We start from the raw sequence: 17,305 nt of genomic DNA on the forward strand, positions 1-17,305 counted from the left end.
TCCCCCCGCTATCCACAGGTGATCCACAGGCTTCTGTGGGGGATGTGGAGCGAGCGGGCGAAATCGCTCCAGATTCACGGGACGTCCGCGCCCTACAGGCCTGTTATCGTCGCGCACCGTTTCGGGCGCCACGGGCGCTGGAGGGTTTCCCCATCGACTTCCATCGGGGAGAGCGCATCGGGAAGTACGAGGTCCTGACCCAGTTGTCCGTCGGCGGTATGGCGGAGCTGTTCCTCGGCTACACGTCGGGCCCGGGTGGCTTCCGCAAGTACGTGGTCATCAAGCGCATCCTTCCGGACGCGCGAGAGAACGCGCAGTTCAAGCGCATGTTCTTGGATGAGGCGCGCATCACGGCGGCCTTCAACCACCCCAACATCGCGCAGGTGTTCGACCTGGGAGAGGAGGATGACGGCCTCTACCTGGCCATGGAGTTCATCGCCGGACAGAACCTCAACCAGGTGACGAGCGCGTGCCTGCGCAAGCGCCAGCAAGTGCCGCTGGGCTTCACGCTGTCCGTGGCCCGCGACGTGTGCCTGGCGCTGCACTACGCCCACGCGTTCACCACGCCCGGCGGCGAGCCCAGCCCCGTCATCCACCGGGACGTGGCGCAGAAGAACATCATGGTGACGTACGACGGCGTGGTGAAGCTGCTCGACTTTGGCATCGCCAAGGCCAAGGGCAGCTTGGAGCGCACGCACGTCGGCACCGTGAAGGGCACCACGGGCTACATGTCCCCGGAGCAGGTGCGCGGCGAGTCACTCGACGGCCGCAGCGACCTGTTCTCCGTGGGCGTGGTGCTGCACGAACTCGTCACGGGCGCGCGGCTGTTCGCCGGCCGCACCGAGCGCGACGAGATGGTGAAGATCCTCGAGGACACCATTCCGTGGCCCTCGGTGCTGGTGCCGCACGTGTCCGAGGACGTGTCCCGGGCCATCATGAAGGCGCTGGAGCGCGGCGTGTCGCGGCGCTACCCGAACGGCCGGGACATGGCGCGCGCCATCGAGAAGGCCGCGGGCAAGCAGCTGATGGACGCGGACCAGCGCGCGGCGCTGATGAGGGACTTGTTCGCCGAGCGCCTCGCGGCCACGCGCGCGCTCCTGGAGAGCGTGGACGCCAGCACCAGCGACCTCGTGCTGGAGTCCGCGCGCCGGGCCCTCCAGAAGGACGAAGGCCCCTACCTGCCGGAGCGCAAGGACGCGCTGCGCGTCATCGAGGAGCGGAAGAAGGCGGAGGCCGCGGCCGCGCGCGCGGCGGACACCGACCCCGTGCGGCAGGACCCGGTCCCGATTCCGCCCCGGCAGAAGAAGCAGAAGTCCGGCTCGAGCTGGATCTGGACGTTCCTGGTGCTCGCCCTCCTGGGCGGCAGCGGCTACGGCGTCTTCCTGTTCCTCAAGGCGCTGGACGCCTCGGCGACGCCGGAGCAGCCCCAGGACCCGCTCGCCGTGCCCGTCCCGGCGAACGGCGGCAACCCGCGGCTCGCGGTGTTCCGGGAGCCCGGGTCCCTGATGCCCGACGCGGGCGTGGTGAAGGCGACGAAGGTGGAGCCGCCGCCCAGCAAGGACACCACCAAGGAGCCCGAGGAGACGCCGGAGGAGGCCCGCAACGCCCGGCGCGCGGAGGGCAAGCTGACGCTCGTGGTGCTGCCCGAGGCGGACGTGTACCGAGGCAAGAAGAAGCTCGGCCGCACGCCGCTGTTCAACGTCCCCATCCCGGTGGGCACGCACGTGCTGCGCATCGTGGGTCCGGACAAGAAGGAGCGGACCCTCACGGTCCCCGTCCAGGTGGGCAAGCCCGCGGTGTTCAAGCTGGCACTCCAGAACATCCCCGAGGGGTGAGTCGCTCGAGGGCGCGCTGTGAAGCGCTCCGTGAATCGAATGAGGAGCGGGGGCCCCACGCCTCCGCTATCTTCGGGCACCAACCCCCGGACCCCTTCGATCGCGATGGCGCTGACTCTCGGCTTCCTGATGGACCCGCTCGAAACGGTGCGGGTGGACCACGACTCGACCTTCGCGTTGATGCTGGAGGCGCAGCGTCGAGGGCACCAGGTCCTGTACTTCGAACAGGGCTGGCTGCGCTTCAACGGCACGTGCGCCGAGGCCCGCATGCGCCACGTCCAGGTGCGCCGCGAGCCAGGCCACCACTTCGACGTGCTGGATGAGCGCGTGGTGCCGCTGTCGCGCCTGGACGTGCTGTTCCTGCGCAAGGATCCGCCGGTGGACGCGGACTACCTGCACGCCACGCAGCTCGTGGAGCTGTGCGGAGACAGCGCGCCCCTCTTCATCAACGACCCGCGCGGCATCCGCGACGCGAACGAGAAGCTCTTCGCGCTGCGCTTCCCGGACCTGATGCCGGACACGCGCATCTCGGGCGAGCTGCCGGTGCTGCTGGACTTCATCGCGAGCAACGCGCGGGGCACCATCCTCAAGCCCATCGACGGCTTCGGTGGCAAGGGCATCCTCTTCCTCGCGCCGGGGGACCGGAACGCGCGCTCGGCGGTGGAGCTGCTCACGCGCGGGGGCCGCGAGCCCATTGTCGCGCAGGCCTACGTCCCCGAGAGTCGACTGGGCGACAAACGCATCCTCCTGGTGGATGGCGAGCCCGCGGGCGCGGTGATGCGCGTGCCGTCCGAGCAGGACCACCGCGGGAACATGGCCGCGGGCGGCACGCCGGTGAAGGCGGAGCTGACGGCGCGCGACCTGTTCATTTGTGAGCGGCTGAAGCCCTCGCTTCGAGAGAAGGGCCTGACGCTGGTGGGCATCGACGTGCTCGGGGACTACCTCACCGAGATAAACGTCACGAGCCCCACCGGACTGGTGGAGGCCGACCATCTGGACGGCGTGTCCATCGAGGGCCGCGTGCTGGACGTGGCCGAGCGGATGCGCGGTGCGCGCTGAAGCGCGCGGCATGGGGCTTCCCAGGACTTGTGGCTCCGGGTCAGATGGATGGCCGTCGCCCTCACTGCGGAGTTCTCCATGCGCGTGAAGACGTATCCGTTCGTGCCCCTCGTCTGGAATCAGCCCACCCCGGAGGAGTCGCGCGCCCGCGCGAAGGACTTCCGCGAGTCCATGGCGAAGCGCCGATCCGTGCGCCACTTCTCCTCCGAGCCCATTCCGGACGGCGTGCTGGAGGATGCCATCGGCTGCGCTGCCAGCGCGCCCAGTGGTGCCAACCAGCAGCCCTGGACGTTCGTGGTGGTGAGGGACCCCGAGCTCAAGCAGAAGCTGCGCGAGGCGGCCGAGGCCGAGGAGCGCGAGTCCTATACGAACCGCATGAGCCAGGAGTGGCTGGAGGCGCTCGCGCCGCTCGGCACGGATTGGACGAAGCCTCACTTCACGGACGCGCCGGCCATCCTGGTGGTGTTCGAGCAGATCTACGGCGTGCAGTCCCTGCCGGACGGCACCGTGAAGAAGGTGAAGCACTACTACGTGCAGGAGTCGGTGGGCATCGCGGTGGGGTTCCTCATCGCCGCGCTCACGCAGGCGGGCATCGCGACGCTCACGCACACGCCCTCGCCCATGGGGTTCCTGCGCGAGCTGCTCGGGCGGCCGGAGAACGAGCGCGCCTTCGCGGTGCTCCCCGTGGGTTATCCCGCCGCGGGCGCGCTGGTGCCGGACATCGGCAAGAAGCCGCTGGATGGGGTGCTGGTGCGCAAGTGAAGGGTGTTGCTGGGGCATGAGCGTGTGGGACGTCACCGGGCCGGACGAGACCCTCGATTCCATCGGCACGTCGGGGGTGCGCGTGTTGCAGCGGCGCGGCGGCTACCGCTTCACGCTGGACGCGGTGCTGCTGGCGCACTTCGCGGCCACGGAGGGCGCGGGCACGCGCGGCGCGGTGCTGGAGCTGGGCGCGGGCAGCGGCGTGGTGTCGTTCCTGCTCGTGAAGCAGTTCGGGTTGGAGCGCGTGGACGCGCTGGAGCTGCAGCCCGCGGTGCACGCGCGGATGCTGCGCGCGGTGACGCTCAATGGCTGCGAGGGCCGGGTGAATCCCCTGCTCGGGGATTTGCGCGAGGCGCGGACGTTGATGGCCTCCGGCACCTATGGGCACGTGGTGTCCAACCCGCCCTTTCGCAAGGCGGAGGCGGGCGTGCGCAGCCCGGATGACGAGCGCGCCATCTCCAAGTCCGAGCAGTCCTGTGATGCGCCCGCGGTGGTGGCGGCGGCTCGGCACGCGCTCATGCCCGGTGGCGGGGTGAGCCTCGTGTATCCGGCGGCCCGTGCGGCCGAGGTGCTGGAGCTGCTGATGCGGGCGCGGCTGTTTCCTCGGGCGCTGCGGTTCGTGCACGCGCGCGTGGAGGAGCCGGCCACGCGCTTCTTGGTGCACGCGGTGCGGGACAAGGACCGAGGGCTCGTGGTGCGCGCGCCGCTCATCGTTCACGGCGAAGGGCCCGGAGGCTATGCGCCCGAGGTGGCCGCGCTGATGGATGTGCCGCTGGCGGAGCAGTGAGGGCACGGGGCCGGTCCCTCGTGCGCCTGCTCGTCGCCGTGGGGTGCCGGGGTGGCTGCTCGGGTGCAACGTAAGGGGCACCTTCACCCGGAATCCGCAGGAGGAGACGCCATGAACCAGGCGATGCTGGAGGGGCGACCGTCGCTGCTGAAGGCCGCGGCCCTGTTGCCCCCGCGTCTGTCGCTCGGGGCGACGATGATCAATCACGGGCTGGCGAAGCTGAACAAGGAAGGCCAGGCCCAGAGCGCGGGCTTCTTCGAGCAGCTCGGCATCCGGCCCGCTCGGCCGTGGGTGATTGCCACGGGGGTGACGGAGCTGGTGTCAGGAGTGAGCGCGATCCTCGGCTTCGCCACGCGCTTCACCGCCTTGGGAGTGATTGCCACGCAGGCGGTGGCCATCGCGAAGGTGCACCGGAAGAATGGGTTCGACGTGACGAAGGGCGGCTACGAGTTCAACCTCGCGCTCATCGCCATCTCGCTCGCGACGCTGCTGCGAGGACCCGGGCCGTTGTCCCTGAGTGGCGCGCTGGAGCGAGGGATGCGGCGTCGCGAGCGGAGGCGCTTGCGCTTGCTGCCTCGTCAGCGGCGTGGGTCTCGGCTGCTCGAAGCCCTGGGCTGAGCCCCAGCCGTCCCCCGTGCCCGAGTGGGAGCGGGCACGGGGAGACTGAGCAGAGCCATCACGCGCCTGTCCGGTCGGGGATGGGCCGAGCCTGTGGGAAGCACCCCCTCTGGCGAGCGCTGCCCGTAAGATGCGTGCTCCATGGCTTCGTCCGCGCTTCTGCTGTTGCTCCTCGCTGCTCGCGAGCCCGTTTCCCCCAACAACTTCTCCACAGCGAATCGCTCTCCCGCGGCCCTCGTGGCCGAGGTGGGCGCCGCGTCGGTGAGCGCCGCATCGGACGACGTCCGCTTCGAGGCCCACAGGGCGGGAGCTGCCTCGGTCATCGCGGCGGCGGAGACGGGCTCTGCGCGAAGCGTGTCGGCCCGGCGGAGCACGAAGTCGAAGCAGCGCGCCGCGACTGCCGCGCGCTCGAAGGTGTCCGCGCATGGGGGGACGGCAGGTGAGGCCCGCGCGTCCAAGGCACCCGCACAGGATGCAGACTCCCGCGCCGCCGCGCCCGGAGGCGCAGGCGTGGTGACAGTGTCCACCGCCACGAGCGAGTCGACACCAACGACGTCCTCAACCGCTGACGAAAACGGATCATCCTCCGCGCTGAGCGCGTCGCCTTCGGCGACGTCCCCGACTGCCGCTCCGAACGGAGTGACGGATCCGACGACCGCATCGAACGGGATGACGGCTGTGTCCCCGAACACTGCACCCCCGACCTCTGCGCCAAGCACGTCGGCGTCGGCCGCGCCTCCGACTGCGGCATCGAGCGCATCACCGCTGACCGCGCCTCCTGCCGCCGCTCCGAGCGGATCGATGTCCGCGTCTCCAATCTCCGCGACCAGCGCGAAGTCGGAAACATCTCCGACGGCATCCCCACCCGACACTCCGAACGGGATGCCGGCTGCGTCCCCGACCATCGCTCCGAGCACGTTGTCAGCCGAGGACGTGGGCCGCATCGCGGCCGAAGCGGGCATCGCGGCCCTTCGCGCCGCCGCGGTGGCCATACAGGTCCCCGAGAGTGAAGTGCAGGCGCGCTACACACGCGGCCTGACCGCCCTCCAGGCGAAGGACACGCGCACCGCCATCGGCGAGCTGTCCTCCTGCGTGGCGGCCTCGCCCTCGCGCGCGGACTGCCGCTGGGAGCTGGGCTGGGCCTACTCGCTGGAAAACCGCTGGGCGGATGCGCTCGAACAGTGGACGCAGGTGCAGCGCCTGAACCCGCAGCAGCCGGAGCTGGAGGCCGCGCTCACCCAGGCTCGGGGCCAGGCCGCGCTCCAGGCCCGTCTGGCCCAGTGGACGGACGGCACGCCTCGCCCCCCGCCCCCGCTGGGCGCGAAGGTGCGCATCCGTGCCACCGGAGACGTGATGCTCGGCACCACCGTGCCGGAGGGCAACCTCCCACCCGAGGGCGGCGGCAGCGTCATCGCCAACGTGCGCTCGCTGCTGGAGGATGCGGACCTCACCTTCGTGAACCTGGAGGGACCGCTGTGCGACAACGGCATCACCACCAAGTGCCGCTCGCCCAAGCACTGCTACGCGTTCCGCTCCCCCACGTCCTTCGGTCAGTTCCTCCAGGAGGCGGGAGTGGACGTGGCGGGCACGGCGAACAACCACTCGGGTGACTTCGGTGAGTCGTGCCGCCGCGAGACCGAGGCCACGCTCGATGCCCACGGCATCGCGTGGAGCGGCCCGCCGGGCTCGGTGGCCACGATGGACCGCAATGGCCTGCGCATCGGGTTGGTGGCCTTCCACACGTCGGCCTCGTGCAACTTCCTCAACGACCTGCCCACCGCCACGGCGTTGGTGCGCTCCGTGGCCGCGACGCATGACATCGTCGTCGTGTCGTTCCACGGAGGCGCCGAGGGCGGCAAGGCCCTCCACGTCCCCGCCGGCCGAGAGCTGTTCTTCGGCGAGGACCGAGGCAACCTGCGCGTCTTCACGCACGCGGTGGTGGACGCCGGCGCGCACCTCGTCATCGGCCACGGGCCCCACGTCGCGCGCGCGATGGAGTTCTACCAGGGGCGACTCATCGCCTACTCGATGGGGAACTTCGCCACCTACGGCCGCTTCAACCTGAAGGGCCCCCAGGGCCTGGGCATGGTGCTGGAGGTGGAGCTGGACCGCGAGGGCCACTTCACCACCGGCCGCATCCTCCCCACGAAGCAGGTGGGCGAGGGCATCACGATGCCGGACCCCGCCGGAGGCGTCATCAAGCAGGTGCGCCAGCTCACCCGCGAGGATTTCCCAGAAACGGGCGCCCAGGTGGCCGAGGACGGCACGCTGTCCCCGCGCACCACGTCGCTCCCCGCCGTGGGCAGCATGCCGTAACACACACGCGACTTTCCGACAGTCTCACACCCCCGCGCGCGGAGGCTGTCGAGTCAGTCACACCCACCCGGAACGCACGGCGTGTGTGACTCAAGAACGCGTGGGCTCGCGCGTCTCTCCCTGCGAATTCCGCGTGACTGAAAACACGCGTGAATCCCAGACAAACCGCGCCCTCATTGCTGCCCAAATCATACAAAAAAATGGGGCCGAGCGCGCGTCTGGGTCATGCGCTAGAAAGACAGACGCCGTGCCCGCGCTCCGACTCCCTCGACTCGCTTCGCTTCGTCCCTTCGACCATCCGGGATTCTTCGCGGTGTGGTTGGGCGCCCTGGTCTCCAACGTCGGCACGTGGATGGAGACGGTGGCGATGGGCGTCTACGTCACCGAGACCACGGGCAAGGCGGGCTGGACCGGCGCCGTCGTCGCGCTGTCCTTCCTCCCCGCGGTGGTGCTGGCCCCGTTGGGCGGCGCGCTCGCGGATCGCTTCGACCGCCGCACCTATGCCGCGGTGGGAGCCGTGCTCCAGGCGCTGCTGGCGGGGGTGCTCACGCTGCTGGCGTTCCGCAATCAGCTCAGCCTCGGGGCCATCGGCGTCATCTCGTTCCTCAACGGCAGCGTCAGCACGCTGACCAACCCCGCGTTCTCCGCGCTGCTCGCGGAGCTGGTGCCGCCGCACGAGCTGCACCTGGCCACCAGCCTCAACTCCGCTCAGTTCAACCTGGGCCGCATCATGGGGCCCACGCTGGCCGCGCTGGTGCTGGCCTCGGGCGGTCCTCCGTGGGCGCTGCTGGCCAACACGCTCTCCTTCTTCGCGGTCATCGTCGCGCTGTCCCGCGTGACGCCGCCGCCGCGCGAGGCGAAGGCCGCACGCGAGGAGCTGTGGGCCGGCATCGTGCGAGGCATCTCCGTGGCCCGCGAGGACAAGGACATCTCGCTGGTGCTCCTGGGCACGGCGCTCGTCGCGGCGCTGGTGGCGCCGTTCATCGGCTTGGTGCCCGTGTTCGCCATCCGCGAGCTGGGCCAGGGCGCGGCGGCCACCTCGCTGCTGGTGAGCTGCCAGGGCGCGGGAGCCGTGGCGGCCGCGCTCGTGGTGGGCACGCTGTCGGAAGTCCTGGGGCAGCGCCGCCTGCGAGGCTTCGCGGCGCTCTCCATCGGCGTGCTCGCGGTCGCCTACTGGCTGACGCCTTCACTGCCTCTGGCCGCGGGCTGCATCTTCCTGCTCGGCGCCAACTACCTGACGCTGATGAGCGGGCTGAGCGCCTCATGCCAGAACCGCGTGCCGCGTGACCTCCAGGCGCGGATGAACAGCCTCTACAGCATGGTGCTCGGCGTGGGGTACTCGCTGGGCGTGTGGCTGCAAGGCGAGCTGGCCGACGTGCTGGGTCTGCGACTCGTCACGGTGGCCTGTGCCTTCATGTTCTTCGCGCTGGTGCTCACCGCGCGCCTGCTCCGGCCGCACAGCTTCGAGAACGAGGCGAACCCCTCGTCCGCCGTGGCGGTGCAGCCCTTCTCCGACGGCTCGCACTGACGTCGGGAGGGGCGCGGTTCCACCCGATTCCGCCATCTCCCGGCGGCGCGAAAATCACGCATGTCGATTTCCGCCCGCGTGGTTCGACGCCAGGGAGAAGGCTCGCGGGGCCCGATGAACGGAGCCCTGAGCCCTCCCGAGGTGGAACGAACATGCGCGTCATGGTGCTCATCAAGGCGGACTCCCACTCCGAGGCCGGCAAGCTCCCGAGCCAGGAGCTGCTGACCCAGATGGGGCAGTTCAACGAGGAGCTGGTGAAGGCCGGGGTCATGCTCTCCGGCGAGGGGCTTCACCCCAGCGCGAAGGGCCGAAGGGTGCGGTTCTCGGGGGACCAGCGCACCGTCACCGACGGGCCCTTCGCCGGCGCGAAGGACCTCGTCGCGGGCTTCTGGATCTGGCGGGTGGGCTCGATGGACGAGGCCGTTGAGTGGGTGAAGCGCATGCCCCACCCGATGCAGGGAGAGGCCGAGGTCGAGCTGCGCCCGCTGTTCGACCCGGAGGACTTTGGTCCGGAACTGACGCCCGAGCTGAAGGCCAACGCCGAGAAGCTCCAGGTCATCATCGATTCGTGGCGCGGATGAGGGCGCGCCGGACTTGTGGACAACTTGGGGACGGCGCCCACGCGATGCGTGAAGGTGCCGTCCCTGGAGTGAGGCTCAAGCTGGGCCGCGGCAGACGGCCTCGACGTTGTTGCCATCGGGGTCGATGACGAACGCGCCGAAGTAGTCCGGGTGGTAGTGCGGTCGCGGACCGGCCGCGCCGTTGTCCTTGCCACCGGCCTGGAGTCCCGCGCGATGGAATGCCTCCACCGCGGCGCGGTCCTGCGCCGAGAACGCCGTGTGGCGAGGCGTGACGGCGGTCTTCGTCTCCATGATCCACAGGATGGGCTTGCCCGGAGGCCCGAACGCGCACATGCGCCGCGTGGGGTAGTCCGGGTCCCACGTGGAGGTCATCTCCATCACCAGCCCATGGCCCAGCGCCGCGAGCGTCGCGGCGTAGAAGGCCTTCGTGGCGGGATAGTCCGTGGCATAGAAGCTCAGATGGTCGATCATGCGGCCCGTCGTAGCAGAGGGCCGCGCGGGCCGCGCGCTTCGCTCGACGCGTGGTGGGGGGCGTGACACGCTCGTGGCTCTTCACGACGGGGGGAACCACATGAAGCTGTTGCTCGGCCCGGTGCTGTACGCCAAGGAGCGCACGCACGCGGACACCTGGGGCTTCTGCGTCCAGCTCTTCCTCGACACGGTGGATGTCTCTCGGCCCCCTCCCCTGCGCTTGTCCATCCTGGACTCCGCGGGCGCGGAGCTGTTCTCCACCCAGGACGCGATGCCCGCGGCGGACTTCTCCGCGCTGCCCGAGGACACCCGCGGCGTGGTGTGGCGCTGGGAGGTGGTGCTGTCGCGCCGGGACACGCACCAGCGCGTCCGCTATCGCTTCGAGTCCCCCGACGCGCCCGGCCGAGCCCTCGCCTTCGAGTCCCCCGCGAATCCCCGCGACGCCATCACGGTCGACGTGTCGGACGTGGTGGTGCCCGCGAAGGGCGCGCTGCCGCGACTGGCGTTCTTCTCCTGCAACGGCGCCAGCGACACGCGGGCCTGGAACGCGCTGTCCGAGCCCTTCGCCCTCTGGGAGGAGATGCGCCGCCAACACGAAGACCCGAGCGAAGCGGGCTTCCAACTCCTCGTGGGCGGAGGAGACCAGCTCTACGCGGACTCACTCTGGGAGACCGTCGCGTCGCTGGCGCGGTTCCGCAAGCAGTCGAAGCGGGCGAAGCTCACCCTGCCGCTGGAGGAGGGCTTCGCGGACCAGATGCTCGCGGCCTACGTGCGGCTGTACCGCGAGCGCTGGGGCGGTGAGCACGGCATCGCGCCCATGCTGGCGCGAGTGCCCGGCCTCTTCACCTGGGATGACCACGACATCTTCGACGGCTGGGGTTCGCACGAGGACCTTCAGGAGACGCCCTGGTTCCGCGCCGTGTATGGCGCGGCGGCCATCACCTACGAGGCCTTCCAGCTCGGTGGACTGAAGGCGGACGCGCGGGAGCAGCGACTGCCGGGTGATGCGCCCGTCCCGCGGCACTACCTGCACACGGCCTCGTTCTCCACGCCAGACTGCGACCTGGACGTGGTGATGCTGGACCTGCGCAGCGGGCGCACCAGCCACACGCGGGCGAACAAGAAGGTCGAGCACGGCGTGATGAGCGATGCGCAGTGGCGCGCGCTCGACGCGTGGCGCTGCGCGCACAGAGAGCGTCCCGAGTGCGCGCGCAAGGCTCGGCACGTGCTGGTGGTGTCCTCGGTGCCGCTGGTGCATCTGCGCTTCGGGCCGGGCATGGAGCGGCTGGCGGGCGCGATACACCTGCGCGACGACATGCTGGACCAGTGGGAGTCCCTCGTGCACCGAGGCGAGCGCTCTCGGCTCATCATGGACCTGTTCACGTTGGCGAAGGAGTCCTGCTGCGCGGTGACGGTGGTGTCGGGCGACGTGCACGTGGGCGCGCGGGCCATCCTTCGCTCGGTCAACCCGGACCACCTGCGCGACGAGCGAGGCGAGGCCATCATCGACCAGGTGACGTCCTCGGCCATCGTCCACCCGCCGCCGAGCGCGCTGGAGTTCGCCGGCATGCTCGCGATGGGGCGTGATGGCGCGGAGGACCTGCCCGGCTTCCTGCGCACGGAGATGTTGCCGGTGGGCGCGGGCACCTACTTGCGGGAGCGCAACTGGTTGTCGCTGCGCGTGGAGACGTCGCGGCTGGATCCGCCTCGGCCCAAGCTGTGGATCCGCTGGGAGGCGGAGCACAGCAGCCTCACCACGCAGGTGGTGGTGGAACCCCCTTCCCCGCCCCGAGCAAGGGAAGACGCTCCCGTCCGCTTGCCCGTGGGTGCCTGACGCTCTGTCTTTGGATCCGGAGGCGCCGGGCGGGCGCCCTGCTCCGGTGATGCTCGGGCGGACGCCCTGCTCTGGTGACGCTCGGGCGGGCGCCCTGCCCCATGGCGGGAGCTTGGTGCCGGGGGACTGCGCTGCCGACATTCCTCATGAACTGGCGCGCGCCCTCTCGCCGCGCCTTCGACGAGGAGCGACCCATGAGCACGGGCAGCAGGAAGAGCGAACCCTCGAAGGGCGGCCGAGGAGGCCACCCGCGAGCGCACTTCGCCAAGGACCGCGTGGAGGGAGGGCTGGAAGCGGACGACACCAAGCCCCTCTTCGCGGACGACTCCATCCGCTCGACGCGCGAGGAGAAGTTCGCCCTCGACAGCGACGCGCCGGTAGGCGGCGACGTGCCGGACATCCGCAGCCCCATCGACGAAGCCGACGAACTGGAGCGAGAGCGCCGAGGACGCGAGCGCGTCGAGAGCCGGCAAGTCGAAGAAGAGGACTGAGGCACCGAGGCCCGCGCGACGCGCGAGCGGGCCTCGGATTGCTTTCTACGGGCGCGGCTTGGCGGGCTGCGCGGCCGGCGTCATCCCCGGGGGCTCGACGGGCGTGAGCTTGCCGAGGTTCTGCGGCTCCACCTGCTCCTGGATGACGAGCGGATCCCCCACGAGGACGATCTGCATCGTCGCGGGCGCCAGGTAGGACTCAGCCACGCGCTGCACGTCGGCGGCGGTCGCGGCGCGGAGGCCGGCCACGGTGCGCTCGAACTCGTCCAGCGGCCGGTGCTGGTAGTAGAGCGACGCGGCGCTCGAGCCCAGCCCCTCCACCGTCTCGAAGGCGCCGGGGAAGCCTCGGATGAGGCCCTCACGCGCGGCCTCCAGCTCCTTCTCGGTGATGGGGCGGGACTTCAGGTCGGTCAGCTCCTTCATGAACTCGCTCACCGCGGGGCCCGTCACGTCCTGGCGGACAGCGGCGTAGGCGGTGAGCGGACCCACGCCCAGACGCGGGCTGAGCTGCGCGCCCGCGCCGTAGCTGTAGCCCTTGTCCTCGCGGAGGTTCATGTTGAGCCGGCTGCCGAAGAAGCCGCCGAACACGGTGGTGGCCAGCTCCAGCGGGAACTCGTCCGGGTTGCCCGCGGCCAGGCCAGGGCGCCCCACCAGCACCATGGTCTGATCCAGACCCGGCTTGGGCACCAGCCGCACGAGCTGCCGCGCGGGCACCGGAGGCGCGGCGGGCGCGGCGGGCGGCACGGCATTGCCCTTCCACTTGCCGAAGTACTGCTTCGCCCAGGCCACCGCCTGAGGCAGCGTCACGTCTCCCGCCATCACCAGCGCGGCGGCCCGAGGGCCGGTGTTGCGCTGATAGAAGCCCTTCGCGTCCGCGAGCGTGAGCGCCTGCACGGTCTCGGGCGTGCCGCCGCCCACGTGACCGTACGGGTGCGTGGGCCCGAAGACGGCCGGGAAGTACGTGGCCTGCGCGAGGAAGCTGGGGTTGCCCAGCCGGCGCACCAGGTCCGCGAGCTGCTGCTTCTTGCGCCGCTCGAAGGCCTTCGCGTCGAACGTGGGCCGCAGCACCACGTCCGACAGCAGCGCCAGCGCCGGGTCCACATTGCGCGTCAGCACGCGCACGCCCACGAAGGCACCGTCGGGCTCCACGGAGACCGCGGGCGACACGCCCAGGTCCGCGAAGGCGTTGTCCAACGTCACCGTGTCTCGCGTGCCCGCGCCCTCCAGCAGCATGCGGTACGAGAGGTCCGCCACGCCCAACTGCTTGAGGGGCTCGCGCGACGAGCCCACCGCGTAGGCGATGCCGGCGAACACCAGCGGCAATTCCTTGCGAGTGCTCACCAGCACGGTGAGCCCGTTGTCCAGCGTCGCGCTCTGGAAGGTGGGCAGCACCAGCTCCGGAGGCTTGCCCGGCGTGGGCGCATGGTCGCGGAAGGACTCCGCGCGAGCGGCGGGCTCCGCCGCGGGCGGCGGCGTGGGCGCCTCAGGTGCGGCGGGCGGCGGCTTGGGCGTACTGGCGCACGCGGACAGCGTCAGCACGAGGAGGGCGGAGAGGATTCGGCGCGACATCACTTGGCCTCCTGCTTCGAGGGCGGAACGGCGTGCAGGGTGACGCGCGCGTCGGGGCGCAGCACGTCGCGAGCGAACTGCTTCACCTTCTCGGGAGTCACGTCCTGGTAGCGCGCCAGGTCCTGCGCCACGTAGTTGGGCTCGCCGATGAAGTGGTTGTAGTTCTGGAGCACGTCCGCCTTGCCACCCGAGCCGCCCACGGCCTGGAGGCCCGAGAGCATGCGCGTGTCAAAGCGGGTGCGGACGCGTTGGATCTCCTCGGGCGTGACGCTGTCTTTGCGCACCTCCTCGAGGATGGCGTCCACTTCGTTCTTGATGGCATCCGTGGAGACGCCGGGGCGGGCCACCACGTCGATGCTGAAGACGGACTGCGCGCCCAGGCTCTGCTGGGTGGCGTCCACGCTCTGCGCCAACTGCTTCTCCAGCACGAGCCGGCGATAGAGCCGACTGGCCTTGCCCGTGCCGAGCGCGGTGGCGAGCACGTCCGCCGTGGCGTCCCCCGGCTTCAGGTACGGCGCGGTGAGCCAGGACATGGACAGCAGGGGCAGCGTGGCCACGCGCTCGTCGTGGCGGATGACCTTCTCCTGCGTGAGCTTCACCGGCGCCACGTCCGGCCGCTTCGGCTTGGGCGTGCTGGACAGCGTGCCGAAGTACTTCTCCACCAGGGCCTTGGTGGAGGGCACGTCGAAGTCGCCCACGATGGCGAGCGTGGCGTTGGCCGGCGCGTACCACGTGCGGAAGAAGGCCTTCACGTCGTCCAGGGTGGCCGCGTCCAGGTCCTTCATGGAGCCGATGATGTTGCCGAAGTACGGATGCGGCGCGGGGAAGAGGGCCTGCCAGGCCTTCTCGTGCGCCTCGCCATAGGGCGCGGTCTCCACGTCCTGGCGGCGCTCGTTCTTGACGACCTCGCGCTGCGTATCGAGCTTCTTCTGGCTGAGCGCATCGAGCAGGAAGCCCATGCGATCGCTCTCCAGCCAGAGCGCGGTCTCCAGGTAGTTGCTGGGGACGGTCTGGTAGTAGTTCGTGCGATCGAACGTGGTGCTGCCGTTGAGGTCGGTGGCTCCGGCCTGCTCCATGAGGCTGATGTGCACGTCATCCGGCACGTGCGCCGAGCCCTGGAACATCATGTGCTCGAACAGGTGCGCGAAGCCCGTGCGCCCGGGCTGCTCGTCATACGCGCCCACGTGGTACCAGACGTTGACGGCGACCACGGGCAACTTGCGGTCGACGGAGAGAATGACCTCCATGCCGTTGGGCAGGGTGTACTTCTCATAGGGAATCGCGAGCGCTTCGCGGCCGGGCTCGGACGGCTTCGCCTCGGGCTTCTGCTGGGCGAGCGCCGGGAACCCCGCGAGGAGAGCGGCGGCGACGAGGGCCTTCACAAGGGACAAGGTGCCTCCACGGAACGGAAGGCCCTGCGCTTAGCACGGGGCTCGAAGCCGGTGGATGGGAAGCCATCGCGGGAAGAACAGGGGACGTCCGGTGTTGAGCCGTGCACGTCCGCGCGCCGGGTTCTCCATGCGACACTGCACCCATGTCCATGGATGTCTCCGCCCAGGCCATGCCTCGCTGCGCCGTCCATCCCGAGGTACTCGCGGGCGCGACGTGCTCGCGCTGCGGAAGCTTCCTCTGCGCCGAGTGCACGACGTGGATCGACGGGCGCCTCTTCTGCCCGACCTGTGCCCAGCGTCCGGAGATCAACTACCTGGAGCAGTTCCGCCTGAAGCTCTGGGGCCGTCGAGACGGCTGGGCCTACATCATCGCGGGCTGCACGGCGTTGATGCTCGTGGCCGGCGCGCTGTCCGCGTCCGAGTCAGGCTGGCTGGGCGCAATCGTGGCGCTCGCCTTCGTCCCCGTGGGCGTGGGCTTCTTCCTGGGCCAGTCCTGGGCGCGGCTGGCCCTGGTGGTGTCGCCCCTGCTCGGCGCGGTCGCGATGTCGCGGGACTTCGGCCCAGGGCTCATCGCGCTGGGCCTCGTCCCCACGTTGGCGGCCTTCGGCATCATCCGAGACCCACGCAACCAGCTCTTCTTCCGTCGGACCATTCCGTCCAAGGCGCTGCACCGGCTCTGGGACCTGTACGCCAACAACCCGCTCGCGCGTCACGCGTTTGGCTTGGGACTGAATGGACTGTTCGTCCCGTTGCTCGCGCCCGTCGCCATCATCTGCGGCGCCATCGCGCTGACCCGCGTGAACACACGAGCCCATCCGCCCATCGGTCGGCGAGGACAGGCCCTCGCGGCCATCGTGCTGGGCGTGGCGTCCCTGGCGGGCTGGGCCTACTTCCTCAGCAAGTTCTTCATCTGGCCCGCCGAGGGGGATTGAGGCCTCAGCCCTTGGCGCTGAAGGCCAGCGCGGAGAGGCTGCCCACGATGGGAGCGAGCACCGCGATGCTGTCCTGCAACACCTTCAGCGCGTTGTCCTCCAGGCCCAGATAGGCGCGGATGGCCTGACGCTCCGTCATCCAGTCCGACCAACGCCGACGCTCGCCGAGCGAGGCCTGCAACAACTCCTCCGCCAGGGATTCGCCCACCGCTGTCAGCGATCGCGCGGCGGGGAGGAACATGAGGGCCAGCAGCGCGGAGAAGAACGCGCCATAGGCCATGACGAGCGCGGCGGAGAAGCGCGCCCCCGGCATCTCTCCGAGGATGAGGTTGCGCAGCGAGCCCGTGCTCAAGGTCGCGATGCCGATGATGGCCGCCGCGTAGCCGAGGAACCGGCGGAGCTGTTCGCGCAGCCGCTGATACTCCCGCACGCGCGCATCGCTCGTCGTTGATCCGGGCAGGGTCACCAGCTCGTACAAGCGGGCCTGCACGCAGAGGATGCCGAAGGCATGCACCGTGGCGGCGGCGGTGCCCACCGCGCTGAGGGTGGGCATCTTCCACAGGAAGCCGGGCATGCGCGTGGCTTGCGCGGCCTCGGGGGGCAGCAGCGAGGTGTGGGTCAGCAGCTGGATGACGATGGGCAGCGCGGCCGCGAACAACGTCAAGGCGAAGCACGCCAATGCCCCCGCGCGGTAGGGCGTCCGCCTGGGCAGCACGGAGCGCTCGGGGTCTCGGAAGTCGCTCGCCACGGCCAGGAACGAGGCCAGCCAGAGCACCGGCTGCGCCGCGAGGAACAGGTGCCACAGCCGCGCCTCGGGCAGCGTCCAGAAGGCCGTGGCCTCGGCGCCGGAGAGCCCTCCGAGGAAGGCCGCCGTCACCAGGAACGTGGCCACGCAGATCAGGAATGATCCGAACGGAGGTCCCCGCAGCGGAATCACCGGCGAGAGCGTCACGGGGCGAAGCGGCTCGTTCAGGCGAAGCGGCTCGTTTGGTGAGGGGGACTCAGGGGCGGGCAAGGGTGCGCTCATGACAGGCAGCGCCTTCCCGCCGGAGCGGTCCATCCGTCGTGTCGCATGTCGTCCCCTCCCCTCGAGCCGTGGGCTCGCGCCGAGCACAGCGGCCCGGTGGAGCG

General features: G+C 70.2%; 15 protein-coding genes. 11 read left to right on the forward strand and 4 right to left on the reverse strand.

The annotated features are described in order from the left end of the window. The first annotated feature begins 218 nt into the window (after window positions 1-218). From JGU66_08275 to JGU66_08310, 8 genes are all read left to right on the forward strand, one after another. Window positions 219-1,835, forward strand: coding sequence for a serine/threonine protein kinase (locus tag JGU66_08275; protein ID MBJ6760758.1), 1,617 nt, complete (start codon window positions 219-221; stop codon window positions 1,833-1,835). A gap of 105 nt (window positions 1,836-1,940) precedes the next feature. After that, complete coding sequence (gene gshB, locus JGU66_08280; GenBank protein MBJ6760759.1) at window positions 1,941-2,894, forward strand: glutathione synthase; 954 nt, start codon at window positions 1,941-1,943, stop codon at window positions 2,892-2,894. Window positions 2,895-2,972: 78 nt separating this feature from the next. Beyond that, window positions 2,973-3,656, forward strand: a complete 684-nt coding sequence (locus JGU66_08285; GenBank protein ID MBJ6760760.1) for a nitroreductase family protein — start codon at window positions 2,973-2,975, stop codon at window positions 3,654-3,656. 16 nt (window positions 3,657-3,672) lie between these two features. Continuing rightward, complete coding sequence (locus tag JGU66_08290; protein MBJ6760761.1) at window positions 3,673-4,443, forward strand: methyltransferase; 771 nt, start codon at window positions 3,673-3,675, stop codon at window positions 4,441-4,443. A 111-nt stretch (window positions 4,444-4,554) separates the two neighbouring features. Next, entirely contained in the window at window positions 4,555-5,061 is a 507-nt protein-coding gene (locus JGU66_08295; GenBank protein ID MBJ6760762.1) for a DoxX family protein, read from the forward strand. A gap of 141 nt (window positions 5,062-5,202) precedes the next feature. Beyond that, a complete protein-coding gene (locus tag JGU66_08300; GenBank protein MBJ6760763.1) occupies window positions 5,203-7,377 on the forward strand; it encodes a CapA family protein in 2,175 nt (724 codons plus the stop codon). A 247-nt stretch (window positions 7,378-7,624) separates the two neighbouring features. Beyond that, window positions 7,625-8,905, forward strand: coding sequence for an MFS transporter (locus tag JGU66_08305; protein ID MBJ6760764.1), 1,281 nt, complete (start codon window positions 7,625-7,627; stop codon window positions 8,903-8,905). A 152-nt stretch (window positions 8,906-9,057) separates the two neighbouring features. After that, window positions 9,058-9,486, forward strand: coding sequence for a YciI family protein (locus tag JGU66_08310; protein ID MBJ6760765.1), 429 nt, complete (start codon window positions 9,058-9,060; stop codon window positions 9,484-9,486). Window positions 9,487-9,561: 75 nt separating this feature from the next. Here JGU66_08310 and JGU66_08315 read toward each other — a convergent pair whose 3' ends face one another. Next, entirely contained in the window at window positions 9,562-9,957 is a 396-nt protein-coding gene (locus JGU66_08315) for a VOC family protein (protein MBJ6760766.1), read from the reverse strand. 100 nt (window positions 9,958-10,057) lie between these two features. Between JGU66_08315 and JGU66_08320 the strand changes: the two genes are divergently transcribed. Together JGU66_08320 and JGU66_08325 are read left to right on the forward strand one after the other, a co-directional pair. Continuing rightward, complete coding sequence (locus tag JGU66_08320; protein MBJ6760767.1) at window positions 10,058-11,791, forward strand: alkaline phosphatase D family protein; 1,734 nt, start codon at window positions 10,058-10,060, stop codon at window positions 11,789-11,791. 194 nt (window positions 11,792-11,985) lie between these two features. Beyond that, entirely contained in the window at window positions 11,986-12,282 is a 297-nt protein-coding gene (locus JGU66_08325; GenBank protein ID MBJ6760768.1) for a hypothetical protein, read from the forward strand. 45 nt (window positions 12,283-12,327) lie between these two features. Here JGU66_08325 and JGU66_08330 read toward each other — a convergent pair whose 3' ends face one another. Both JGU66_08330 and JGU66_08335 read right to left on the reverse strand, forming a co-directional pair. Further along, window positions 12,328-13,851: an insulinase family protein gene (locus tag JGU66_08330; GenBank protein ID MBJ6760769.1), complete on the reverse strand. Its 1,524-nt coding sequence runs from the start codon at window positions 13,849-13,851 to the stop codon at window positions 12,328-12,330. Further along, entirely contained in the window at window positions 13,851-15,233 is a 1,383-nt protein-coding gene (locus JGU66_08335; GenBank protein MBJ6760770.1) for an insulinase family protein, read from the reverse strand. The genes JGU66_08330 and JGU66_08335 overlap by 1 nt, the downstream gene beginning before the upstream one ends. 152 nt (window positions 15,234-15,385) lie before the next feature. Here JGU66_08335 and JGU66_08340 point away from each other — a divergent pair, with 152 nt between their 5' ends. After that, window positions 15,386-16,174, forward strand: coding sequence for a DUF4190 domain-containing protein (locus JGU66_08340; protein MBJ6760771.1), 789 nt, complete (start codon window positions 15,386-15,388; stop codon window positions 16,172-16,174). 4 nt (window positions 16,175-16,178) lie between these two features. On the opposite strand, the gene JGU66_08345 is transcribed toward JGU66_08340, so the two are convergent. After that, entirely contained in the window at window positions 16,179-17,201 is a 1,023-nt protein-coding gene (locus JGU66_08345) for a hypothetical protein (protein ID MBJ6760772.1), read from the reverse strand. Window positions 17,202-17,305 lie beyond the last annotated feature (104 nt).

This window comes from Myxococcaceae bacterium JPH2 (genome assembly GCA_016458225.1).
Classification (GTDB): domain Bacteria; phylum Myxococcota; class Myxococcia; order Myxococcales; family Myxococcaceae; genus Citreicoccus.